The sequence below is a fragment of the Acidovorax sp. Root217 genome (assembly GCF_001428645.1).
GTDB lineage: Bacteria > Pseudomonadota > Gammaproteobacteria > Burkholderiales > Burkholderiaceae_C > Acidovorax.
In genome coordinates this window covers 143,687-167,107 of the sequence record NZ_LMIH01000023.1, presented here as the reverse complement: position 1 = coordinate 167,107, position 23,421 = coordinate 143,687, and the positions used below count along the sequence as shown (strand labels likewise).

Annotated in this window: 20 protein-coding genes; 12 read left to right on the top strand and 8 right to left on the bottom strand. The window is 65.5% G+C overall.

From position 1 onward, the window contains the following. The 6 genes from ASE31_RS32740 to ASE31_RS20650 form a co-directional block, all read right to left on the bottom strand. Positions 1–1,104, bottom strand: a 1,104-nt coding sequence (locus ASE31_RS32740) for an MCP four helix bundle domain-containing protein (protein ID WP_235514707.1), incomplete at its 3' end; no start/stop codon positions are given. A gap of 88 nt (positions 1,105–1,192) precedes the next feature. After that, positions 1,193–1,711 carry a chemotaxis protein CheW gene (locus ASE31_RS20670; protein ID WP_057203675.1) on the bottom strand — a complete coding sequence of 173 codons (519 nt, stop codon included), beginning with the start codon at positions 1,709–1,711 and terminating at the stop codon, positions 1,193–1,195. Between the two features lie 336 nt (positions 1,712–2,047). Then, on the bottom strand, positions 2,048–4,591 hold the full coding sequence (locus ASE31_RS20665; RefSeq protein WP_057203674.1) for an ATP-binding protein: 2,544 nt from the start codon (positions 4,589–4,591) through the stop codon (positions 2,048–2,050). Between the two features lies 1 nt (position 4,592). Continuing rightward, entirely contained in the window at positions 4,593–5,387 is a 795-nt protein-coding gene (locus tag ASE31_RS20660; protein WP_057203673.1) for an ABC transporter substrate-binding protein, read from the bottom strand. 25 nt (positions 5,388–5,412) lie between these two features. Further along, a complete protein-coding gene (locus ASE31_RS20655; protein WP_235514706.1) occupies positions 5,413–6,183 on the bottom strand; it encodes an HD-GYP domain-containing protein in 771 nt (256 codons plus the stop codon). Then, the gene (locus ASE31_RS20650; RefSeq protein WP_057203671.1) at positions 6,149–6,550 is read right to left on the bottom strand and encodes a response regulator transcription factor; all 402 of its coding nucleotides are present in this window, start codon (positions 6,548–6,550) and stop codon (positions 6,149–6,151) included. Before ASE31_RS20650 ends, ASE31_RS20655 begins: the two co-directional genes overlap by 35 nt. 132 nt (positions 6,551–6,682) lie before the next feature. Here ASE31_RS20650 and ASE31_RS20645 point away from each other — a divergent pair, with 132 nt between their 5' ends. Together ASE31_RS20645 and ASE31_RS20640 are read left to right on the top strand one after the other, a co-directional pair. Then, positions 6,683–7,381 (top strand): helix-turn-helix domain-containing protein, encoded by a 699-nt coding sequence (locus ASE31_RS20645; RefSeq protein ID WP_057203670.1) that lies wholly within the window; start codon positions 6,683–6,685, stop codon positions 7,379–7,381. Between the two features lie 49 nt (positions 7,382–7,430). Next, positions 7,431–8,141 (top strand): response regulator, encoded by a 711-nt coding sequence (locus tag ASE31_RS20640; protein ID WP_235514715.1) that lies wholly within the window; start codon positions 7,431–7,433, stop codon positions 8,139–8,141. Positions 8,142–8,184: 43 nt separating this feature from the next. Here the strand turns inward: ASE31_RS20640 and ASE31_RS20635 are convergent, their stop codons facing one another. Further along, complete coding sequence (locus tag ASE31_RS20635; RefSeq protein WP_057203668.1) at positions 8,185–9,810, bottom strand: PAS domain-containing methyl-accepting chemotaxis protein; 1,626 nt, start codon at positions 9,808–9,810, stop codon at positions 8,185–8,187. Positions 9,811–9,951: 141 nt separating this feature from the next. Next, positions 9,952–10,866 carry a sensor domain-containing diguanylate cyclase gene (locus ASE31_RS20630; RefSeq protein ID WP_057203667.1) on the bottom strand — a complete coding sequence of 305 codons (915 nt, stop codon included), beginning with the start codon at positions 10,864–10,866 and terminating at the stop codon, positions 9,952–9,954. A 500-nt stretch (positions 10,867–11,366) separates the two neighbouring features. On the opposite strand from ASE31_RS20630, the gene ASE31_RS20625 reads away from it, so the two are divergent. The 10 genes from ASE31_RS20625 to ASE31_RS20580 all read left to right on the top strand — a co-directional run bounded on the left by ASE31_RS20625 (position 11,367) and on the right by ASE31_RS20580 (position 23,415). After that, a complete protein-coding gene (locus tag ASE31_RS20625) occupies positions 11,367–12,200 on the top strand; it encodes a nitrilase family protein (RefSeq protein ID WP_369819479.1) in 834 nt (277 codons plus the stop codon). A 71-nt stretch (positions 12,201–12,271) separates the two neighbouring features. Beyond that, the gene (locus ASE31_RS20620; protein ID WP_057203850.1) at positions 12,272–13,435 is read left to right on the top strand and encodes a substrate-binding protein; all 1,164 of its coding nucleotides are present in this window, start codon (positions 12,272–12,274) and stop codon (positions 13,433–13,435) included. Positions 13,436–13,602: 167 nt separating this feature from the next. After that, on the top strand, positions 13,603–15,264 hold the full coding sequence (locus tag ASE31_RS20615; protein WP_057203665.1) for a methyl-accepting chemotaxis protein: 1,662 nt from the start codon (positions 13,603–13,605) through the stop codon (positions 15,262–15,264). A gap of 20 nt (positions 15,265–15,284) precedes the next feature. Further along, positions 15,285–16,475: a substrate-binding protein gene (locus ASE31_RS20610; protein WP_082604281.1), complete on the top strand. Its 1,191-nt coding sequence runs from the start codon at positions 15,285–15,287 to the stop codon at positions 16,473–16,475. Between the two features lie 467 nt (positions 16,476–16,942). After that, complete coding sequence (locus ASE31_RS20605; RefSeq protein WP_057203664.1) at positions 16,943–17,776, top strand: branched-chain amino acid ABC transporter permease; 834 nt, start codon at positions 16,943–16,945, stop codon at positions 17,774–17,776. Between the two features lie 64 nt (positions 17,777–17,840). Beyond that, a complete protein-coding gene (locus ASE31_RS20600) occupies positions 17,841–19,604 on the top strand; it encodes an ATP-binding cassette domain-containing protein (protein ID WP_235514714.1) in 1,764 nt (587 codons plus the stop codon). Continuing rightward, the gene (locus ASE31_RS20595; protein WP_057203663.1) at positions 19,601–20,320 is read left to right on the top strand and encodes an ABC transporter ATP-binding protein; all 720 of its coding nucleotides are present in this window, start codon (positions 19,601–19,603) and stop codon (positions 20,318–20,320) included. The genes ASE31_RS20600 and ASE31_RS20595 overlap by 4 nt, the downstream gene beginning before the upstream one ends. A 1-nt stretch (position 20,321) precedes the next feature. Then, a complete protein-coding gene (locus ASE31_RS20590; RefSeq protein WP_057203662.1) occupies positions 20,322–21,350 on the top strand; it encodes an asparaginase in 1,029 nt (342 codons plus the stop codon). Positions 21,351–21,359: 9 nt separating this feature from the next. Beyond that, positions 21,360–22,511, top strand: a complete 1,152-nt coding sequence (locus ASE31_RS20585; RefSeq protein ID WP_057203661.1) for a transporter substrate-binding domain-containing protein — start codon at positions 21,360–21,362, stop codon at positions 22,509–22,511. Positions 22,512–22,782: 271 nt separating this feature from the next. Beyond that, positions 22,783–23,415 (top strand): ANTAR domain-containing response regulator, encoded by a 633-nt coding sequence (locus ASE31_RS20580; protein WP_200961146.1) that lies wholly within the window; start codon positions 22,783–22,785, stop codon positions 23,413–23,415. Positions 23,416–23,421 lie beyond the last annotated feature (6 nt).

The window sequence follows — 23,421 nt, the reverse complement described above, 5'->3', positions numbered from 1 at the left end:
CTGGAAGGCGATGCCGTCGATGACGCTGATGATGTCGGCGATCTTGCTGCTGCTGGCGTTGATTTCCTTCATCGTCTCCACGACTTCGGACACCACATCGCCGCCCTGCACCGCCACCGTGGAAGCGCTTATGGCCAATTGGCTGGCTTGTCGGGCGCTGTCCGCGTTTTGCTTGACGGTGCTGGACAGTTCCTCCATCGATGCTGCCGTCTCTTCCAGCGCCGAGGCCTGTTGCTCCGTGCGCGCCGACAGGTCGTTGTTGCCCGAGGCAATCTCTGCACTGGCCGATGCCACACCCTCGGCGTTCTGGCGCACGGCGCCCACGGTGGTCACCAGGCTTTGCTGCATGCGCTGCAGGGAACTGAGCAAGTGGCCCGTTTCGTCCTGGCTCCGGACCACGATCTGGCCGCTCAGGTCGCCCTGGGCGATGCGATCGGCCGCGTTGACGGCCTGTTCCAGCGGCCGGGTGATGGAGCGGATCAACCACAGGGCTGCCAGCGTTGCAAAGGCCACGGCCAGGGCTGCTGCCGCAATCAGTACCACCCGTGCGGTTGCCTCAGTCTGTTTGGCATTTTCGGCTTCTTGCCGTGCTCCCCTGCCGTTGAGCTCCACCAGCTTCTCGAGGGTGGCAGAGGTCTTGTTGAACAGCTGAAGGGATTCGCCACCCAGCAAGGCTGCCGCCTGGTCCTTGTCGTTCTTGCGCGAGAACTCGAATATCTTCGTTGTGAGTTCGACGTACTTCTTGCGGTCGGCAATGAAATCGTCATAGATCTTTTGCTCTTCTGGCGAGTTGATCAGGACTTCGTAGGATTTTTTCAGTTTGTCCATCTCTGCCTGCAACTCGCCCATGGATTTCTCGTGGGTGGCGGTGGCGGCAGGCTCGGCGGCCATCACGTGGCGCAGTTCAAAGAGCCGGGCTTTGGCAATGCCGGTGTCGAGCTGGTTCACCAGTTCCACACTGGGGAGCCAGTCGCTTGTGATTTCGCGGGTCTGGGCGCCCATGGCAGCCAATTGCGACCAGGCGGCGATGACGACGGCCAGCAAGACGGCGACCAGAACCGCGAAGGTGCCGGCCAGGCGGGTGGAGATTTTCAGGTTGTTCATGGGATTGAGCTTTGAAACAGGAGGGGTCCGGGGTCAGCTCGTCTGTGGCGCGGCCGGTCCGGGATGTTCTGGGGTGCTATACGCCGTATCAGGCGGTCGCCGTGGACTCGACCAGCCCGATTTCCTCGTGGCTGAGCAAGGCGTTGATGTCCATCAGGATCAGCATGCGGCCGTCCACGTTGGCAATGCCCTGCACGAACGAAGGGTCCACGTCGCCCTGGGTTTCGAACTGAGGAGCCGGTTTGATGAGTTCGGGCGCCAGCGACACCACGTCGGCCACCGAGTCCACCACCGCGCCGATCACCGAGGTGCCGATGTCCAGGATGATGACCACGGTGAAGTCGTTGTAGGCGACCTCGGCGCACTGCAGCTTGATGCGCAGGTCCAGGATGGGGACGATGCGCCCGCGCAGGTCGATGACCCCCTTGATGAAGTCAGGCGCATGCGCCAGGCGGGTGGGCTGCTCGTAGGAGCGGATCTCCTGCACGCGCAGGATGTCGATGGCGTACTGCTCGGCACCCAGGCGAAAGGCCAGGTACTCACCTGGTGCGGCGGAGTCCAGGGCGATGCCTGAGGTTTTGGGGGGGGTGGAAATTGTGGTGTTCATGATAAAAAAAGTGGTATCTTGCGGGTTTTTCGTAATTTTAATGATAAAAATGATTTAAGCAAGCGATTCACGTCTTGCTTTGACAATAAATTCATATTTGCTACCTTTGGGTGATTCCGCGGGCGGCGCCGTTGGAGTAGGGAGGCGGCCCAGCGCGGGGCCGCCGCTGGCGGCCTGCGCACCACCAGGATCCTTGGAACGCACTCACGACAATGCGCGGTGCCTGGGGGTTGTCTTGCGCGCGATGCGACGCAGCTGCGCCCAGCAAGCCGTCGGCATGCACAAGCCACCCACCTGCCAGCATTCTTGCCGGCTGTGCGGCTTTTGGAGGCCGGGCTATTCCAGCTCGGCCGGCATGGTCTCGCTGGCGCCGCGTGCGGGCAGGATGATGTGGAACACCGAGCCGCCTTGCCGCACGTTCTCGGCGTAGATCTGCCCGCCCAGGGCCTCCACGATCTTCTTGCAGATGGCCAGGCCCAGGCCCGTGCCCCCCGAGCCGTCCTTGGTCTTGCTGGACTGCTTGAAGGCCTCGAAGATGGCGCCGAGCTCGTCTTGCGGGATGCCCGGGCCGTGGTCGCGCACGGCCAGCCGTATCTGGCCCCGGCGGTCGACCCTGCCCAGCAGGGTGATGGACGATGCCTCGGGAGAGAACTTGATGGCGTTGGCCACCACGTTGCGTATGACCTGTTGGAACCGCACGGGATCGACCTTGGCCGTGAGCGGCAGGTCGCCCAGCGCCACCTCCAGGTGCAGCTTGCGTTGGGCCAGCAGCGGCTCCAGCTCGCGCAGCACGGGATGGATGATGCCGCGCAGGTCCACCCGCTCCAGGTGGAAGGTGCCCACGGTACTTTCCAGCTTGGCCACGTCCAGCAGGTCGTTGACCAGCGAGAGCATGCGTTCGCCGGAGCGGTGGATGTCCTCGAACATGCCCGCCAGCCGGGCGTCGGCCTTGCCGCGAAGCATGCCCAGCTCCGAAAAACCCATGATGGATTGCAGCGGTGTGCGCAGCTCATGGCTCATGTTGGCCACGAACTCGGACTTGGATCGGGATGCCTCCTCGGCGGCCTCGTGGGCCTCGCGGGTCAGCCGTTCGGCCTCGCGGAAGTCGCTGACATCCATCAACGTGGAAAGAATGCCGGTGGCCTGCCCGCGGGCATCGGTCACCACCGCTTTCGTCACCCGCGTATCGCGCCAGGATTGCCCACCGTAGAGCACCCGGGTCTCGAACATCACCCTGCCGCCCTGTTGCTGCAATTGCCTGTCTGCAGACTGGTGCACGGCTGCTTCTTCGGAGGGCAGAAAGTCCGCCAGGCGCAGCCCCATCACGTCGGCGCGCTTGCGCGCCTTGTACTCCTCCCAAGCGCGGTTGACCAGCACCAGGTGGCCCGTCATGTCGGTCATCGAGATCGGCAGGGGGTTCATCTCCAGCATCTGGCCGCGAAACTCCAGCTCGGTCTGGAGGCTCTGCTGTGCAACCCAGCGCTCGGTCACGTCCACGGCGCTCCCTGCAAAGCCGATGACCGCGCCTTCGTCGAGCAAGGGCACCAGTGCCACGTCGAACAGCAACTGGCGGCCAGTGTCGAGGTGGATCATGGCCTGGCAGTTGCGCACCCCGCCCGCTTCGCCGTTGGCGAAGAGGCCTTCCACCGCGGGCCGGCTGCCGGGCTCCACCAGTTCCTGCAGTGGCCGGCCTATGGCCGCGGATTCGCTGCCACTGATCAGCGATGCCAGCCGGGCGTTGACGAAGGTGATGCGGCCGGCGGTGTTGGTGCGAAAGATGACCTCCTGCACGCTGCGCATCAGCACTGCCAGCTCGCGTTCGCTGTGGGCAATGCGTATCTGGGCGTGCCGGGAAGCGTGGCTGGCGGCCTCGCGGGAGCGCAGGCTGCGCCAGGCCACGAGGGTGAGCAGCAGCACCACCAGGGTCGCGGCGCAACTGAGCCAGATGTAGCCCTGTGATTCGGTCCACCAGCGGTTGATTGCAGCGTCTCGTGGCTCCTCCACCAGGACTACGAGCGGCTGGGTTCTGGACAGGCGGAACGCGACGATCTGGTTGCCGCCACCCAGCCCCTGGCCCACATAGCTGCCGTGCTCGCGCGCGGGCAGGTAGGTGCGGAACACGGGGAGGTCGCTGGCCTGTGCGCCATGCAGTGCGGTCTCCTGGGAGGTCGCAAGAATCTTGCCGTCGTACGATGCAATCGCAGAGCTGAAGCCGACCTGGCCTACGGCCAATTGCTGCTGATTGGCCAGCGCGTCGGGGTTGATCAGCCCGATCAGCAGCAGGTCTTGCCCATCGGGCGTGACGAACTTGCGCATGAGCGGAATGAAGCCCAGGCCCGCCGGGGTGGGGCCTTGTGGTGCACCGGCGCGCAGGCTGCTAACGCCCCGGCCGGCGATCCAGGGGCCCAGGGTGGTTTTGCCCTTCTGCGGACGTGGCCCCAGTTTGAGCAGATCGATGGTAACCCCCGCCTCCTGTGGCGAGCTGCTGGCGATGACCAGGCCGGTGGCATCGGCTACCAGCACCGTGCGCAGGAAGGGGGCGCCTGCCATTGCCTCGCGCAGAAACGCCTCGGTGCGCGGCAGGTCGGCCCCGGGGGCGTGCAAGGCATTGGCATCGCCCATGGTGGCCAGGATGAAAAGGCCACTTTCCACCGTGCGGGTGGTCTGGTCCTCGAGCACGCGCGCCAGGAGTTCGGCCCTGTCGGTGTCCGAGGCGATTGCCTTGGACCGGTCTTTCAGCGATATCCAGGCCGTGGCCGCCAGGATGCCCGCCACGAGCAGCAGGCCGCAGAGCAGCGCGGTGTTGCTCGCCTTGCGGCTGAGCTTCACCAGGCCCTGGGCGTGGCGCCAGGGTGCGCTGCGGGTGAAGGTCTGTGCCATGTCAGTGCACAACGATCTCGGTCAGCCCGTGCCTGGCGGCCGCAGCGTCGAGCCGGCCGTCACGCTTGACGCGTGCCACGAAGTCATCCACGGTCTTGAGCCAGGCATCGTCGCCCGGCTTCACGGCATAGGCATAGGGCAGCACGAACACCGGTTTGGGCGGGGACACCAGGCGTGCCCAGTCGGCATTGTCGAGCAAGCGCCGGCTGTAAGGGAAGTCGGTCATGAACACGTCCACCCGACCGCCTTCGAGCTCCCGTTCGCGCGTGGCGGGGGGCGATATTCTCACCAGCTTGGCATGCTTGAGGCGCTCGCCCATCACCGGTTCCATGAAGGTTCCGGCCTGTACGGCCACCAGCACGCCGGGCTGGTCGATGTCGGCCCATTGCTTGATGACGGCATTGCTCTTGGTGGTGATGCCGTAGATGTCACTGCTCAGGTAGGGCTGGGTGAATTTGAGATGCGCCATGCGCTGGGGCAGCATGCCAATCGCGAACATGCCCACATCGCAACGGTCTGCCTGCAGGTCTTCGACCAGGGTGGCGAAAGACGTCTCCACATACTCCACTTTTGCCTTCAGATCCTTGCCCAGTTCGGCCGACAGATCGATGTCGATCCCTGCCAGCTGCTGGGTGCGCGGGTTGCGAAAGGTGATGCCGTAGTAGTCGGGCCAGATGCAGACGCGCACGGCGTGCCGTGCCGATACCTTTTCCTGCACCGGGCCTGCCAGAGCGGGTCCGCAGAGCATCAGGCTGGCAATTGCGCTGGTGAAGGCGATTCGGAGGATGGGGGGCATGGCGCTATCCTAGTGGGAGGATGGTTCAGGGGGCGTCGATCAGATCGGCGAAGGTGGGGCGTTGCTCGGTGACCTTGCGCCGCAACGTGTCCAGATGATCGAAGTGCTGGACGAAAGTGTCCACGATCACGGGGTCGAATGCCGTGCCGCGCTGTTCGATGAGCATGGACAAGGCCTTTTGGGGGCTGAATGCGGGGCGGTAGACGCGGTCCATGGTCAATGCGTCGTAGAAATCCACGATGGCCGTGATGCGGCCCGACAGGGGGATATCCTCGCCTGCCAACCCGCGGGGATAGCCTTTGCCGTCGTAGCGTTCGTGGTGGGTAAGCGCCACTTCGGCGGCAAGCAGGAACACAGGCACGCGGGATTTGCCGATGATCTGCGCGCCAATGGCCGGGTGGAGTTGAATGACAGCCCGCTCTTCTTCGGTGAGCGGCCCTGCCTTCTTGAGCACATGGTCTGGAGTGCCGATCTTGCCAATGTCGTGCATGGGCGCAGCGCGCCGCAACAGGCTGGCAAATCCAGGTGTCGATCCCACGAGCAGTGCCAGCGCCTCGGCCAGAAAACCTATCCTGACGATGTGCACGGAAGTGTCATCGTCGCGGGCCTCGGCGGCCATGCACAATTGCAGCAAAGCCTCGTTGTGCGCCCGCGTGATTTCATCCAGCGCCTTGTTTCGCTCACGGTACATGTGGCCAAAGTCTTCGACGAAGCGCAGCATCTGTTCAGCTGCCGCTTCGTCGAAGCGAGTGCTCTCGCCTTCAAAATGGGAAGGCATCGGAATGGTTTCGGTCATGGGCGATTTCCAGCCGGTAAATTGATTCCAGCACCTGGATGGTGCTGAACGGCTTGATGAGGTATTCGTCTGCGCCTGCCTTCATGCCATCGCGACGGTCTTCCGCCTGGCCGCGCGCGGTGAGCATGATGACCTTGGTGTGCTTGAGCGCGGGGTTGGCCTTGATGCAGCGGCACACTTCCAGCCCCGACAGGGTGCCCGGCATCATGATGTCCAGCAACACCACGTCGGGTGAGTGAGCACGGGCCATTTCCAGCCCCACATCGCCGTTGGCGGCCTCATAGATCTCGAAATCCTCGAATTCCATGGTCATGTGCAGTAGCTTTCGGATGTCGGCGTGGTCTTCGACGATGAGTACTTTTTTCATGGAGTGCCTGTTGCAGTTGTTGGCCTATTTGCCAAAATTTGACAAATTGTTCTGTTGAAGAATCATATCAATCATTTAAATCATTTGCAAGTGCCTTCAATAAAAATGATTTGCAAGTAAAATGGTGCAGCCATGAAAACTGAAAAATCTCTAGACACTTCATCTGCCGCCGATCAGCTCACGACCTTTGAGGCTGCACGGATGCTCGGAATGGCCGTGCGCTCCGTGCAACTGATGGTCGACCGCAACGAGCTCCAGGCATGGAAGACGCCGGGTGGGCACCGGCGTATTTCGCGCCGCTCGGTGGAGCAGTGGTTGCGTTCGCGCTCTGGCGGACCGGTGCCTGCGGCCGATGCACAGTTTTCAGCGGCCGCAGCGCATGAACCTTTCAGGCACACGGCCATGCCGATCCCGGAGCTTGCAGATGGGCGAGTGCAGGCGCCTGGTGATATGAAGGTGCTGCTGATCGAGGACTCCATCCACTTCCAGAACCTGGTGTCCTTGCTGGTGGAGCAGCACTTTCCGGCATGGCAGTTGCACATTGCCAATGACGGCATCACCGGGCTGGCGATGTACGGGCAGATCCAGCCCGATATCCTGATCGTGGACATTCTGCTGCCCGGAATCGATGGCGCGGCCCTCATCACGACGCTGCGCTCGCATCCCCAGTTCGCCCGCAGCCGCCTCATCGTCGTGACCTCGCTGGACGAATCCCAGCGCGCGCCCTATGCGTTTGCGTTGCAGGGCGTGAACGTGATTCACAAGCCGCGGCTGGTGGCCGAGTTGCCAGCGCTTCTTGCCCAGAGTGCGGAAGTCAGGGCCGCGTCCTGAGCGCAGCGAGGGTTCCATGACCAACGCATCTGTTGTGCCGGTTCGGCGCGTGTTGCTGGTGGAAGACGATGCCTCGATTGCGCGCTTCATCGACATGGCGCTGGAAGACGAGGGGGTGGATCTGACCGTGTGCGGCGACGTGGAAAGCGCCTTGGCTGTTCTGCACGAGGGCCCTGTGGGGCTGGTCATCACGGATCTGATGCTGCCCGGCTTGTCGGGCTACGATCTGGTGGAGCGGTTGCATTCCGAGCCCGCACTACTCGCTGGCGCCAGGCTGGTCATCTTCAGCGCGGGTGTGAACCTGGACAAGCAGGCGCGGCTTGAAGGCCGTGGCATATGGCGCATTCTGCGCAAGCCGGCGTCGGTTGCCCAGCTGCAGGCCTGCGTACTGGAGGCATTTGCGGGACAGGATGCAGCGCCGCCGCCAGCAGAGGTGCCGGCGCAGCCTGCTGACCCCAACTGCGCCGAGAGCGACGCGGTACTTGCCTATTTTGGCGGCGACGCCGTCCTGTTCCGTGCGTACCGGGCCAAGTGCCTTGTGCAGTTTGAACACGATCTGGTGGCGGGTGATGCCGCATTGCATGCGGGCGATCTCGCGGCGCTGCAGCGCTTGTCGCACAGTCTGTCCACGGTGTTCAGCACCTTGGGCTGGGCAGAGGATGGCCTGGTGGCAAAACAGCTGGAAGCGCTGGCGGCCTCTGGTGACACGCAGGCCTCGGCCACTGCCTGGTACCAGGTGCGCCGCAGATTGATCGGCTGACACGCGGCCTGGTGCGCCATACCGGTGGGTGGTCGTGGATGCATCAATCGATGGCCAACTGGCTGGCGTTGCCGGCGCGCCGAAGAGCCACAGCATCCATTTGGGACAGTGACACTTCACCGGTCCTCAGTCGGAACAGGCGCATGGAGTTGCTGACGCCCTGCACCTGGCCGTAGACCGATTGAGCTGCCGCTGCCAGTTCTTCCACCATCGCGGCGTTCTGTTGGGTGATGGAGTCCATGTGCGCTACCGCCTCGTTGATCTGGGACACGCCGACCTTTTGCTCGCCTGCGGCAGTGCTGATCTCATCGAGCACGGTGTTCACCTTTCCAATCGACTGCAGGACCGCCTGCATCCGCTCGCGTGCCTGGCCGGCACTGGCCACACCTGCCGTGACGCGCGCACCAGACTCGACGATGAGTTCCTTGATGTCCTTGGCGGCCGATGTGGTGCGCTGAGCGAGTGCCCGCACTTCGGATGCCACGACCGCGAAGCCGCGCCCCTGGTCTCCCGCCCGCGCTGCTTCCACTGCGGCGTTCAGCGCCAGGATGTTGGTCTGGAACGCGACGCCTTCGATCAATTGGATGATGTCTTCGATGCGTTTGGACGATGCGGCGATGCCTTGCATGGTGTCCGCCAGGTTCTGGACTGCTTCGTCGCTGTGCCGGGCGACTTCGGAGGTGGCGTGGGCCATCTGGGCTCCCTGGCTTGCCGAGGTGGCGCTGTTCTGGATCGTGCCATTGATCTCTTCCATGGACGCGGCCGTCTGCTCTAGGCTGCTGGCCTGCGCCTCCGTGCGGGAGGAGAGGTCGTTGTTCCCGGAGGCGATTTCCTGCACGGCCACATCCAGATGCCCCACTTCCTGGCGGACATCGCTCACGACCGTGCGCAGGTTCACGCTGAGCTGGTTCAGTGCTTGCTGCAGTTTCCCCACCACGTCGGAGGCACCAGTTTCCACGCCGCGGGACAGGTCACCGGATGCGAGGCGGTTGGCATCCCTGACCAGGCGATGCAGGGGACTGACTGCAAAGGCGCGGATGAGCGAGGCGCTGGCCAGCAGCGCCAGCAGCGCTGCACCCAGCACCACATAAGCCGGTGCGCCCAGAAAATGCGGAGTAACTGCTGCGGCAATCGCTGCGGCTTGTGTCAGCGCCAGCTTCGTCGCCAAGGTGGGCTGGCTCAGCCGTTTGAACCATCCGGTCAAGCCCTTGCGTACTACCAGGCCACCCTGGAGCCCCAGGTGCCGCTGCCCTGTCGCTTCCTGTCGCTTGAACTGCGTGTACAGCGCCTCGGCCGACCGGACCTGATCGCGGCTGGGAACCGTGCGCACCGACAGAAAGCCGGTGATCTGGGTGCCATCCATCATGGGGGTGGCGTTGGCCTGCACCCAGTAGTGGTCGCCGTCCTTGCGCCGGTTTTTGACGAGGCCGGTCCATGGCAGACCGGCCTGGATCGTTTCCCACATGTCGCGGAATGCCTCGGAGGGCATGTCGGGATGCCTCACCAGGTTGTGGGGCTGGCCCAGCAGTTCCTCGCGCTGGAAGCCGCTGACCTGGATGAATGCGTGGTTGCAGTAGGTGATGCGCCCCTTGAGGTCGGTCACGGACACGAGTGTTTCGTCGGGGGAGAAAGTGAACTCCCGCTGTGTGATGGGCAGATTGTTGCGCATGGGTGGCTTTTAGGTCTGTATGGTGGGTAACTCAAAGCCAGAGCCATCAGAGTGGCTACCAGTTTTGTGATTCAAATGATAGTTTCATTTGATAACAATGTCAAATATGATTTTCCTGTGGCGCATTTGGGGCGTGGGAGGCTATCGGGCAAATCTGGAAGTTGTCGACGCTGACATTTCGGGCGTGAACACGATGCTGCGCCCCCGGCCTTGGGCCTTGGCGTGGTACATGGCGAGGTCGGCGCAGTGCATCAAGGCCTCGGGCTCCTGCGCATCCATGGGGTACATGGCGATACCCACGCTGCAGCCAGTCTGAACCGGGAAGCCATCGAGGTTGCGAGGGCTTGAGAGCGCGGCGGTGAGTTTTTCAGACACCAGGACTGCATCCGAGACTGCTTCGACCTCGCGCAGCAAAACGACAAACTCGTCCCCGCCAATGCGCGCAACGACGTCGCTGGCACGCACTTGGGCTGTCAGGCTCCCGGCCACATCGATCAGCAGCTTGTCTCCAATGGCATGGCCGAAGGTGTCGTTGACGGACTTGAAGCCATCAAGGTCCAGCAGTAGCAGCGCAACCCGCCGGCCAGCGCGCTGTGCATGCGCGATGGCGTGACGCAGGTACTCACTGAACAGCCAGCGATTGGTCAGGCCCGTCAGTGCGTCGTGCGTTGCCTGGTGCTGCAGTTGCCGTTCGGACTGCTTCGCCTCACTGGTGTCTCGAACAAAGGCGATGGTGCCAACATGGCCTTCGCCATCCACGCGGCTCAGTGCGATGTCTATCGGGACCTTGGTTCCGTCCTTGCGCAGCAGGGTCAGATCTCCCATGGTTCCCATGGGTCTGCGTTGGGGTTCGCTCGCATAGCGCTGCCTGTTTTCGACATGCAATCGGCGCAGGTCGGCCGGCAAGAAGAGCTCGACGGATTGCCCCAGCAGTTCATGGGGCTGGTAGCCTGACAGCGTGCACAGCGCCTCGTTGGCAAGCACGATGGTGCCGGCGTCCGATACGAACAGGATGCCGTCGGGCGCCTGTGTGACGATGAGCTCGGAAAGGTTCATGGGGCGCGGAATCCGTGGGTAGCCCTGCTGGGCGGTGCACCGGAACCGTTGTGGGGCCGGGTACCTTCCCATGGTCGGCCAAGTGCAGGTTCACCGGCTTGACGTGCATCAAGTCTTGCGTGCGTGACGGCGAAAGTGCGAGTTGGCGAGGCGAAGCAGGGGCGCCTATTGCGTTCCGGAAAATTCACACCGCTCGCCATGGCTATTTTTTGTTCGCCTGCATGCCCGATCGACTACAGGGCGCAACAACGACACTGTGACAAGTTGTTGACTCCGATTTTTTACACGTCCATAATTCGCAGCACTGGTTCGGTCTTCACCGCACCAGCACCTCAGCAACATTGCTGATCACATACCGGCTATGAAAGCCCCTGACATGCGCGTACAGCGCGGTCAGGGGCTTTTTGCTTTTTGGAGTTTGAATGTCGTTGTCGTCCGATTCGGGAAACCTCCCCGCGCCAAGCACTGCGGGGCACCTCGTCACCGTGGCGAGCATCCAGATGGAGCCGCGCATCGGCCGCAAGGACGAGAACCTGGCGCGCTCGGTGGCCCTGGTCGAGCGTGCGGCCGCAGGCGGCGCTGTCCTGGTGGTGCTGCCCGAACTGGCCAACACCGGCTACATGTTCGAGAGCCGCGCCGAGGCCTTCGCACTGGCCGAGCCTGTGCCTGCCGGCCCCAGCACGCAGGCCTGGATCGAGGTGGCCCGCCGCTGCAACACGCTCATCGTCGCCGGCATTGCCGAGCGCGATGGCGAGCGCCTGTACAACGCGGCCGTGGTCGTCGGCCCCGGGGGCTGGCTGGGCACCTACCGCAAGCTGCACCTGTGGGGTGACGAGCACCTGTTCTTCGAAGCCGGCGACAAGGGCCTGCCGCTGTTCCACACGCCGTGGGGGCGCCTGGGCGTGGTGATCTGCTACGACGGCTGGTTCCCCGAGGTCTACCGCCTCCTGGCCATGCAGGGCGCCGACGTCGTGGCGATGCCCACCAACTGGGTGCCCATGCCCGGCCAGCCCGCAGGCAGCCCGGCCATGGCCAACACGCTGGCCATGGCCAGCGCCCACAGCAATGCGCTGAACATCGTCTGCGCCAACCGCACGGGCACCGAGCGTGGCCAGCCCTTCATCGGCCAGAGCCTGATCGTCGATGCCCAGGGCTGGCCTGTCGCAGGCCCGGCTGCCCAGAGCGGTGAAGACCTGGTGCTTATCGCGCAGCTGGACCTTCGGGCCACGCGCCAGGCGCGCCAGCTCAACGCCTTCAACCACGTGCTGCGTGACCGCCGCGACGACGTCTACGACCCCATGCTGGGCACCGGCTGGCCGCTGCCGCGGCACTGATGCCTACCTCCGAATTTTCCCGCCCCGTGTTCTCTTTTTCGTTCAACCCCAACCCAAGGAGCCTTCTGATGATGTCCCCCTTTGCTTCCCTCCTGCGCTACGGCGCAATCGCCCTGGCGGCCGCGCTGGCCCTGCAGGCCCAGGCCGCCGACCCCATCCGCATCGGCGTGGCCGTGGGCCTCTCGGGCGCCAACAGCGTGGTGGCACCCGCCGTGGTGCAGTCTTCGCAACTGGCGGTCGAAGAGATCAATGCCGCAGGCGGCATTCTCGGTCGCAAGGTCGAGCTCGAGATCGTCGACGATGCCTCGGGCGCCGTGGGCGCGCAGAAGGCCTTCGACACCCTGGTGTTCCAGAAGAAGGTCGACGCCGTCATCGCCATGGAGACCAGCGCCGCGCGCAATGCGGCCCTGCCCATCATCTCGCGCGGCAAGGTGCCCTACATCTACACCTCGTTCTACGAAGGCCGCTCGTGCAACCCCTGGATGTACGTCAACGCCTGGGTGCCCGAGCAGCAGGTGGCGCCCATCGTCAACTACTTCTGGTCCAACCTGAAGGCGCGCAACTTCTTCCTGGTGGGCAATGACTACGCCTTCGGCCGCGGCATGCTGGACTTCACCAAGAAGTACATCGAGAAGAATGGCGGCAAGGTGGTGGGCGAGGAGTACCTGCCCATCGACGGCTCGGACTGGACCCCGGTGCTCAGCAAAATCCGCGCGGCCAAGGCCGATGCGCTGATCAGCGCCACCGCCGGCGGCGCGCCCAACGTCTCGCTGGCCAAGCAGCTGCAGGGCTCGGGCCTGAACCTGCCCTATGGCAACCTGGCCATCGACGAGGCCACCGCGAAGAACATGGGCGACGTGGCGACGGGCATGTACATGTCGGCCTCGTACCTGACCACCATCGAAACGCCCGAGAACCAGAAGTTCATCGCTGCGATGACGAAGAAGTTCGGCACCGACCTGAAGACGCCCAATGAACTGTCCGAGCCGCAGTACGAGGCCTTCTACCTGTACAAGGCCGCCGTCGAGAAGGTGGGCGCGGTGGACAAGGACAAGATCATCAAGGCGCTGGGCGAGGTGTCCTACACCGGCCCGCGCGGCGAGGTCAGCATGAACAAGAGCCGCCACGCCCCGCTGGCGATGCGCCTGGGCCAGATCCAGGCCGGCGGCGCCATCAAGATTTTGCAGACCTTCAAGGGCGTGGACCCCGGCGCGCAGTGCCCTGACCTGAAGTAAGCCTGCCAGCACAGGCTGCCGGCACCCTGCTGCGGTGCCGGCCGCTGGCCCCACCCGGCCGCAAGGGCCGGGGTTTCCTCCCGTACACCATCACGACCCGCTGCACGAGGGGCGGTGCCACCCGCGCCACCCCTGGGCGCAGCCATGCCCGACTCGAGGAGTTTTCCATGACCTTGCACCGATTCACCCACTCCATCGCCAGCCGCCTGGCGCTCGGCTTTGGCTGCCTGCTGGCGTTGATCATGACCGTGGCCGGCATGAATGCCTGGTCCTCGCACCAGGTGGGCAGCCAGGTGCGCCAGATCGTGGAGGTCAACAACCAGCGCGCCGCCTTCGCCCGCGAGCTGCTGGACAACATCAACCTGATGGCCGTGCAGGTGCGCTCCATCGTGCTGCTCACCGACATGGCCGAGCTCAAGGCCGAAGGCGCCACCCTGGAGACAGCGCGCGGCGAGTACGTGCGCGCCGAGAAGGCGCTGGCCGCGGCCATGGCCGATGCCCAGGCCGACGAGCGCCAGCTCGCGTCAGACATCGCCACGCTGGGCGCGCGCGGCATGGCGCTGGTGCAGCAGGCCGCCCGGCACGGGCTGGCGGGTGCCAACATCGATGCGACCACCACGCTCACGCAGGAGTTGCGGCCGGTGGAGGCGCAGTGGCGCGCCAGGGTGAATGCACTCATTGCCCTGCAGACCCAGCGCAATGCGGTGCTGGCCACGGCGGTGGGCACGCAGATCCAGCGCTCCACCGCCATCGGCGCGCTGCTGGCGCTGGCGGCAGTGGCCCTCGGTGTGCTTGTGGCCTGGCGCATCGCGCGTGGCATTCAGCGACCGGTGGAGCGCGCGGTGCGCATCGCCGAGCGCATTGCCGAGGGCGCGCTGGACAATGCCATCGAAGGCGCGGGGCAGGGCGAAGTAGGCCGCCTGCTCGACGCCATCGCCACCATGCAGCGGCGCCTGCGCGGCCTGGTGGCCGACATCCGTGATGCCGCCGTGAGCATCGATACCGCCAGCTCCGAAGTGGCGGCCGGCAACCTGGACCTGAGCCAGCGCACCGAGCAGGCCGCCACGCGCCTGCAGGAGACGGCCCATTCGCTGGACCAGCTCGCCGGCAACCTGCGCCACAGCGCCGAGGCGGCAGGCGAGGCCAACGGTCTGGCCGGCAATGCGGCGGCCGTGGCCCAGCGCGGCGGCGCGGCCGTGGGCCAGGTGGTGGACACCATGGGCCAGATCACCCAGTCATCCCGGCACATCGCCGACATCATCGGTGTCATCGACGGCATCGCCTTCCAGACCAACATCCTGGCGCTCAATGCGGCGGTAGAGGCGGCACGTGCGGGCAACGCCGGGCGTGGCTTTGCCGTGGTGGCGGGCGAAGTGCGTGCGCTCGCGCAGCGCAGTGCCTCGGCGGCCAGGGAGATCAAGGGCCTCATCGACGACAGCCTCTCGCATGTGGCGGCGGGCGCGCGCCTGGTGCAGGGCGCCGGCACCACCATGACCGACATCGTGGCCAGCGTGGAGCGGGTCTCCACCATCATCGGCGAGGTGGCCGGGGCATCCACCGCGCAAAGCGGGCGCATCCACGGCATCAACCACGGCATCGCCGCGCTGGACCATGCCACCCAGCAGAACGCCGCGCTGGTGGAGGAGGGCGCCGCCGCAGCCGCCAGCCTGCAGGACCAGTCGCGCCGTCTGCTCGCGCTGGTGTCCACCTTTCACCTGGGGGCCGAGCCCGTCGACAGCGCGCCGCCGGCAGGCACTGCCAGGGCCGTGCCTGCAGCGGCCTGGCGCGGGGGCGCGCCGCAGTGGCTGCCCCTTGCCGCTGCGCGTTGACCACGGCGGGAGATGCTGCGATGAAGATGCTTCTGAACACACTGCAGATGGCCGTGCTAGCCCTGTTCGCCACGGCGGTGCTGCTTGCCATGGCCACCACTGTCTCGGCGCAGCCGCGTGCGGCCGAGCCCATCCGCATCGGCGTGGCCGTGGGGCTTTCGGGCGCCAACAGCGTGGTGGCGCCCGCCGTGGTGCAGTCCTCGCAACTGGCGGTCGAGGAGATCAATGCCAACGGCGGCATCCTGGGGCGGCCGGTGCAGCTGGAGATCATGGACGATGCCTCTGGCGCCGAGGGCGCGCAGAAGGCCGTGCAGGCGCTGGTGTTCGACAAGAAGGTGCACGCCCTCATTGCCATGCAGACCAGTGCGGCGCGCAATGCGGCGCTGCCCATCGTCGCGCGCGGCCAGTTGCCTTATATCTATACCTCGTTCTACGAAGGCCGCTCGTGCAGCCCCTGGATGTACGTCAACGCCTGGGTGCCCGAGCAGCAGGTGGCGCCCGTGGTCGAGTACCTCGCGCGCAACCGGAATGCGCGCAGTTTCTTTCTCGTGGGCAGCGACTACGCCTTCGGCCGCGGCATGCTCGAGTTTGCGCGCCAGACCATCAGAAAGGGCGGTGGGCAGGTGGTGGGCGAGGAATACCTGCCCGTGGACGGCAGCGACTGGACGGCGGTGATCGCCAAAATCCGCACGGCCAGGCCCGACGCGATCATCAGTGCCACCGCAGGCGGCGCACCCAACGTGTCGCTGGCCCGGCAGCTCAAGGCCGCCGACGTGCGCATACCGCTTGGCAACCTGTCCATCGATGAAAGCACTGCGCGGGAGATGGGCAGCGCGGCGACGGGCATGCTCATGGCGGCGTCCTACTTCCCCTCCATCGACACGGCGCACAACCGCTCGTTCCGCATGCGCATGCTGGTGCGCTTCGGCGCGGACCTCAAGGCGCCCAACGAACTCTCGGTGCCGCAGTACGAGGCTTTCTTCCAGTACAAGGCGGCGGTGGAGGCGGCAGGCAGCACGAATGCCGCCAAGGTCATCAAGGCGCTGGGTGAGGTCACGGTGACCGGCCCGCGCGGCACGCTGCGCATGGGCAAGGGCCGGCACACGCCACTGGCCATGCGCCTGGGGCAGGTGCGCTCCGACGGCAGCATCCGCATCCTGGAGACCTACGCGAGCGTGGACCCGGGCGCGCAATGCCCGCAGATGGAGTGAGTTGGGCCGATTGAATGACCCGCCTGAGGGCGCCTGCAGGGAGGACAAATCGCGAAGAAAGCGGCTTCGCAGTTGATTGACGCTGGTGTGACCGGCTGTCATAATTGAAACGACCGCACTGGCCAAGCCACTGCAGTCCCTCAGCAGCATTGCTGACCACATACCGGCTATGAAAGCCCCTGAATGCGCACACCGCGCGGTCAGGGGCTTTTTGCTTTCTGGAGCTTGAAAACATGTTCTCTGTGGGACCCCTCCCGCTGTTCCTTTCACTGACCGATTTTGTGCGCCAGGCCCGCCGGGCAGGCACGGCCTGTGCATTGCCTGTGCAGGCACTGCTTGCGCTACCCAAGATACCCACGATACGCACGATACCCAAAAGACCCAGGAGATACCCCATGACCCGTGCCGCCACCACCACCGCGCTGTCCCTGCGCGGCCCGATTCCTCTCCATTCGTAGGAGCACACCATGGTTCTCTTGCTGGATCTGCTCACCACGGCGGCGATGCTGTTCGTCGTCACGGCGGGGCTGATGATGGTCTTCGGGGTGATGAAGATCGTCAATTTTGCGCATGGTGCCCTGCTCACGCTGGGCGGCTATGCGAGCTACGTGGTCACCCGGCTGCAGATGGACCCGTGGCTGGCCTGGCCGCTGGCCATCGTGGTCGGCATTGCCGTGGGCATGCTGGTGGAAGGGCTCATCGTGCGCCCCTTGTACAAGCGGCCGCTCGACGCCATCCTGGCCACCTGGGGGCTCGGTATCGTCATCGGCCAGCTCATCGTGATCGCCTTCGGGCGCGAAGTGCAGTTTGTCAGTGCCCCGCTGTCGGGTACCTGGCAGGTCGCGGGGGTGGACTACTCGGCCTACCGCCTGGTGCTGGTGCCGGTGGCCATCGTGCTGTGCCTGGCGCTCACGGGGCTGCTCAACGGCACGCGCTTTGGCGTGCGCACCCGCGCCGTGATCATGAACGAGGACCTGGCCAGCAGCCTGGGCATCCATTCGGGCCGCGTGCGCTTCATCACCTTCAGCCTGGGCGCGGGCCTGGGCACGCTGGCCGGCGCCATGATCACGCCGCTGTCCAGCGTCGACCCCAACATGGGCCTGCCCTGGCTGGTCAGCGCCTTCATGCTGGTCATGGTCTCGGGCCATTCCATGGCCAGCCTGCTGGTGACCTGCGTGGTGTTCGGCGCGGCCCAGGTGCTGGTCAGCACCTACGCCAGCCCCGTCCTCGGCGGGCTGACCATCGCCGTCCTCGCCGCAGTCACGCTGCGCATCCGTCCCAAGGGGTTTGCCCGTGGCTGATACCACCACCCATTCCAATGCGGCATTGCCGCCCGCCATGCCCGCCGAACCCGCTGACCCAGTGATGCGGGCGCGCCCCTTCAACAGCCTCCTGGTGCTCGGCGCCATCGGTGTGGCCCTGCTCGTCGCCGGGCCCTGGGTGTTCGACACCTATTTGCTGAACATCCTGATCAAGGCCTTCTTCTTCGCCATCGCGGCGATCACGGTGGACATCCTCTGGGGCTACACCGGCTACCTCACCTTCGGCCAGTCGGCCTTCTTCGGCATCGGCGCCTATGCCGCCGGGCTGGTGTTCACCCACGTCGGGTTCAGCACCTTCACCGTGCTGCTGGCTGTCGGTGCCACGGTGCTGGCCAGCGCGGCGGTGGCCGGCCTGGTGGGCTGGCTCTCGTTCTACCGCGGGGCCTCGCCGTTCTTTGCGACGGTGATCTCGCTGGTGCTGCCCATCGTGCTCACGCAGTTGCTGCTGTCGGGTGGCAGCTTCACGGGGTCGAGTTCGGGGCTCACGGGTTACCAGAGTTTCGACTGGTCGCTTGAGGCCTGGTACTGGGTGGCCGGCGCCATGCTGGCCGTGGCTGGTGCCATCGGCTGGGTGCTGGTGCGCAGCGATGCGGGCCGCGTGTTCGCGGCCATCCGCGACAACGAGGTGCGCTGCACCTACCTGGGCATCGACACCTCGCGGGTGAAGATCGCGCTGCTCACGGCCATGGGTGTGATGGCCGGCATCGCAGGCTTTGGCTACGGCGCGTTCAGCGGCGTGGTGGCGCCGGAGCTCACGGGCTTTGCGCTGGGCACCGAGCTCATCATCTGGGTGGCGCTGGGCGGGCGCGGCACGCTGTGGGGGCCGCTGGCCGGTGGCGTGCTGATCAACGTGGCCACGGCCTACCTGAGCAGCAGCATGCCCTTTGCCTGGCAACTGATACTGGGCGGGGCGTTCGTGGTGGTCATCGTGCTGTTTCCGCAGGGGCTGATTCCGCTGCTGTTCAAGCCCTTCGGCCTGCTGCAGGGTGCCAGGCGCATGCCGCAGCTGCAGGAGCGGCCGGGCAGCACCGACGGCCAGGCGACCGATGCGGTGGCCATCCGCCTGCAGGGCGTGACCAAGCATTTTGGCTCCCTCAAGGTGCTGCAGGGCATCGACTTCGAGGCCCGCCCAGGCGAGCTGGTGGGGCTGATCGGGCCCAACGGCGCCGGCAAGACCACGCTGATGCGCTGCATGAGCGACGGCGCCGAGCGCAGCGGCGGCACCGTGGAGCTGTGCGGCAGCGACATCCGCCAGCTACCGCCCGAGGCCTGTGTGCGCCTGGGCCTGGGCCGCAAGTTCCAGAACGCCAACATCTTCGAGTCGCTGACCGTGGCCGAATGCCTGCGCATCGCCGGTACGCGGCTGGAGCGCCCCTCGCTGCTGCACCAGGACCCGGTGCTGCGCCTGCCGCCCTATGCGCTGCATGTGGTGCGGGCCACGGCGCTCGAGGGCAAGCTGGCCACCGTGGCGCGCGACCTGTCGCACGGCGAGCAGCAGGCGCTGGAGCTGGCCATGGTGCTGGCGCTGGAGCCGCGCGTGGTGCTGCTCGACGAACCCACGGCCGGGCTGACCAAGACGGAGCGCACGCAGATCGGCGAGGTGCTGTCGTCGCTGGCGCACCGCTACGGCCTGTGCTGCCTGCTGGTGGAGCACGACCTCGATTTCGTGGAACTCATCTCCACGCGCATCGTGGTGCTGCACCAGGGTGCGATCGCCATGCAGGGCAGCTTCCAGGAGGTGGTCAACTCGCCCCTGGTCAAGACCATCTACTCGGGCAGTACGCATGCCATGAAGGAGGGCGCATGAACGCCATTGCATCTCCCTCGGCCCTGGTGCTCGACGGCATCACCAGCGGCTACCGCGCCTCCGTGGTGCTGCGCGGCCTGAGCCTGGACATCCGCAAGGGCGAGGCCGTGGCCCTGCTGGGCAAGAACGGCATGGGCAAGAGCACCCTGCTCAAGACGGTGATGGGCTACCTGGCCAAGAAGGCCGGCGCCATTCACCTGCATGGCGAGAACATCACCCGCCTGCCGCCGCACCGCATCGCGCGCCAGGGTGTGGCCTACGCCTCGCAGGAGCAGCCGCTGTTCGCCGACCTGAGCATTCGCGACAACCTGCGCCTGGGGCTGGCGCAGGAGTCGCTTTTCGACGAGCGATTTGCGGCGGTGGAGCCGCTGTTTCCGGTGTTCGGCAGCCGCCTCGCGCAGTACGCTGGCACGCTGTCGGGTGGCGAGCAGAAGATGCTGCTGCTGGCGCGGGCGCTGATGGTGCGGCCCTCGGTCATCCTGCTCGACGAGATCACCGAAGGCCTGCAGCCCTCGGTGATCGACCGGCTGGCCAATGCCCTGCTGCAGGAGCGCGAGCAGCACGGCACCACCTTGCTGATCGTGGAGCAGAACGTGCCCTTTGCGCTCAAGGTGGCTGATCGCTACGTGGTCCTCAAGCAGGGCGAGCTGGTCGACGAGGGTCTGGCCAAGGCCGATGGGGCTGTAGAGGCGGTTTTCAGCCACCTGAGGGTCTGACATGCACGCCCAGGACTGCCCCCTGTCGGCACCACCGTCCATGCCGCTGCCCCTGCCGCTGTGCCAGCTCATCGCCACCGGCGGCACCATCGCCATGAAGCTCGACCCCGAGCGGGGTGGGGCCGTGCCCGCTCTGTCGGGGGAGGACCTGCTGGCGGCAGTACCCTCCATGTCGCGTGTGGCGCGGCTGGAGGTGCGCGAGCTGTTCAACATCCCCTCCGACCACATGGACCCGGGGCGCTGGGTGCAGCTGTGGCATGCGGTGCACGAGGCGCTGGCGCGCCCCGAGATCACCGGCGTCATCATCTCCCACGGTACCGACACGCTGGAGGAGACGGCCTGGTTCCTGGACCTGACCCTGGCCAGCGACAAGCCCGTGGTGCTGGTGGGCGCGCAGCGCAATGCTTCGATGCCTGATTTCGACGGTCCGCGCAACCTGCTCAACGCGGCGCGCATCTGCGTGGCCGGCCAGGCGCGCCGCCAGGGCGTGCTGGTGGCGATGAACAACCAGATCAACGCCGCCCGCGAGGCCACCAAGACCCACACGGCCGACGTGGAGGCCTTCAAGTCCGGCGACTTCGGCCTGCTGGGCGTGGTGGACGATGACCGGGTGGTCTTCTCGCGCCAGCCCACGCGCCGCCAGCATGTGCCGCTGCGCGCGGGGGATCTGCCGCGCGTCGAAATCGTGCCCATGTTCGCGGGCGCCAGCGGCGACCTGGTGCGCGCCGCAGTGGCGCTGGGTGCGCGCGGCGTCGTGGTGCAGGCGCTGGGCTTTGGCAATGTGAATGCCGGCATGTTCGAGGCCATCCGTGAAGCCATCGCGCGCGGGGTGGCCGTGGTCATATCGACCCGGGTGCCCAACGGGCGCGTGCAGCCGGCCTACGCCTTCGATGGCGGCGGGCACACGCTCAAGGCCGCGGGCGCCGTGTTCGCCGACAATCTGAGCCCGCACAAGGCGCGCATCTTGCTGATGCTGTTGCTGCAGGGCGCGAGGACGCCGCACCAGCTGCAAAGCATGTTCGACCAATGAAGGAATGCCATGTCCGATGATCCCTCCATGCAGCAGCCCGATGACGGCTGGCGCGTTGGCGTGCTGTTTTCCCGCTCAGGGCCCACGGGCGTCACCGAGTCGGAGCACTTCTTCGGCACGGCCCTGGCCATCGAGGAGATCAACCAGCTCGGCGGCGTGCTCGATCGGCCGCTGATCCCTGTCGTCTACGACCCCAAGGGCGACATTGCCGAGTACCGCAAGCTCGCCACGCGGCTGCTGCTGGAGGATGAGGTCAATGTGGTCTTCGGCTGCTCGCGCTCATCGAGCCGCAAGGCCGTGCTGCCGGTGATCGAGCGCAACAACGCACTGCTGTGGTACTGCTCGTTCTACGAAGGCTTCGAGTATTCACCCAACGTGATCTACACCGGAGCCGTGCCCAACCAGAACAGCGTGCAGCTGGCCGCCTACCTGATGCAGAACCGCGGCACGCGCTTCTTCCTCGTCGGCGCGGACTACATCTACCCGCGCGAATCGAACCGCATCATGCGCGACATGGTCGAACAGCATGGCGGCGAGATTCTCGAAGAGGTCTACCTGCCCATCGAGGCCGGCCCCTCCGAACTCAAGGAAGTGCTCGCGGACATAAAGGCCCAGCAGCCCGACGTGGTGTTCTCCACGCTGGTGGGGCAGTCGGCCCGCCTGTTCTACCAGCTGTACCGCGATTTTGGTCTGGACCCCAAGACCATGCCGATCGCCAGCCTGTCCATGGCCGAGGAGGAGATCCGCCTCATCGGCCCGGCGCTGTGCGAGGGGCACATCACCTCGGCCACCTACTTCGGCTCGGTGCAGAACGAGAGCAACCAGCGCTTCGTGGCGCTGTGGCGCAAGCGTTTTGGCGACCGGCCCACCAGCACTTGGTCCGAGATGGCCTATACCCAGGTGCACCTGTTCGCCCGCGCCCTGCAGCGTGCAGGCAGCATGGACCGGCGCAGGCTGGTCGAGGCGGCGCGCGCCGTGTCCTTCGACTCGCCCGAGGGGCGCGTGACGGTGGATGCCGAGAACAACCACTGTGCGCTCACACCGCGCATCGGCATCTGCCGAGCGGATGGGCAGTTCGACATTGCCTGGGAAGCGTCGGAGCCGGTGCGGCCCGATCCGTACCTGTCCACCTTCGGTTTTTCCGAGTTCTGGCTGAGGTAAGAACGTGTTTACGGTTTTTCCGAAGCCGCGCAAGTACCTTGCCGGGATGGGATGCAAGGCGCGGTGCGCAGTTGATAGCTTGACTATCAACAAGCGCCGCAACGCCACAGACCGCCCGGCAAGGCACTTGCCCAAAGGGTTGGGGCTAAATCGGGCGATTAGACGCCCCGATTGTTTGCATGGGCATGAGCCCATGCAGCGCACCCGAAGCATCCACTCATCCCGATTGCGCTCCAACGCGGCATCGGAAAAACCGTAAACACGTTCTCCTATGAGTTCAAGCCTCCGCCGTCTCTACGAAGACCTGCGCAGCATCAGCGTCACCGTGGTCTATCCGCCGGGGGAGGACCGCGACGTGGTGGTGCAGCAGCTGCAGCGCATCGGCTGCCGCTTGAAAGTGGTGTGGCCGTTCCCGGCCGAGCCGCCCACGGGGGTGGACGTGATCTTTTTCCAGGTCTCGCAGGACCTGGAGGGCAGCAGTGCCTGGAACGCCAGCGCCGTGGACGCCGCGTTCGTCGCCCTGTCGGACTATGAAAGCCCGACCACGCTCAAGCTGCTGCTCGACACCAAGGCGCATGGCGTCATCACCAAGCCGTTCCGTTCCTCGGGCATTCTCAGCACCCTGGTGCTGGCGCGGGCCTCGCAGGGCTTCCAGCAGCGCCAGCAGAGCAAGATCGAGAAGCTCGAGTCCACGATCAAGTCGCGCCGCCAGATCGAAAAGGCCATCCGCGTGCTGGTCGACTACCAGCGCATGACCGAGGCCCAGGCCTACGAGCACATGCGTGAGCGCGCCACCGGCCTGCGCGTGACGGTGGCCGAGGTATCTGCCATGCTGCTGGAAACGCACGAGGCCATGGAAAAGCTGGGGTTTGCGGCGGCCAAGCCGGCGGGCAAGGCCAGGTAGCCCGGC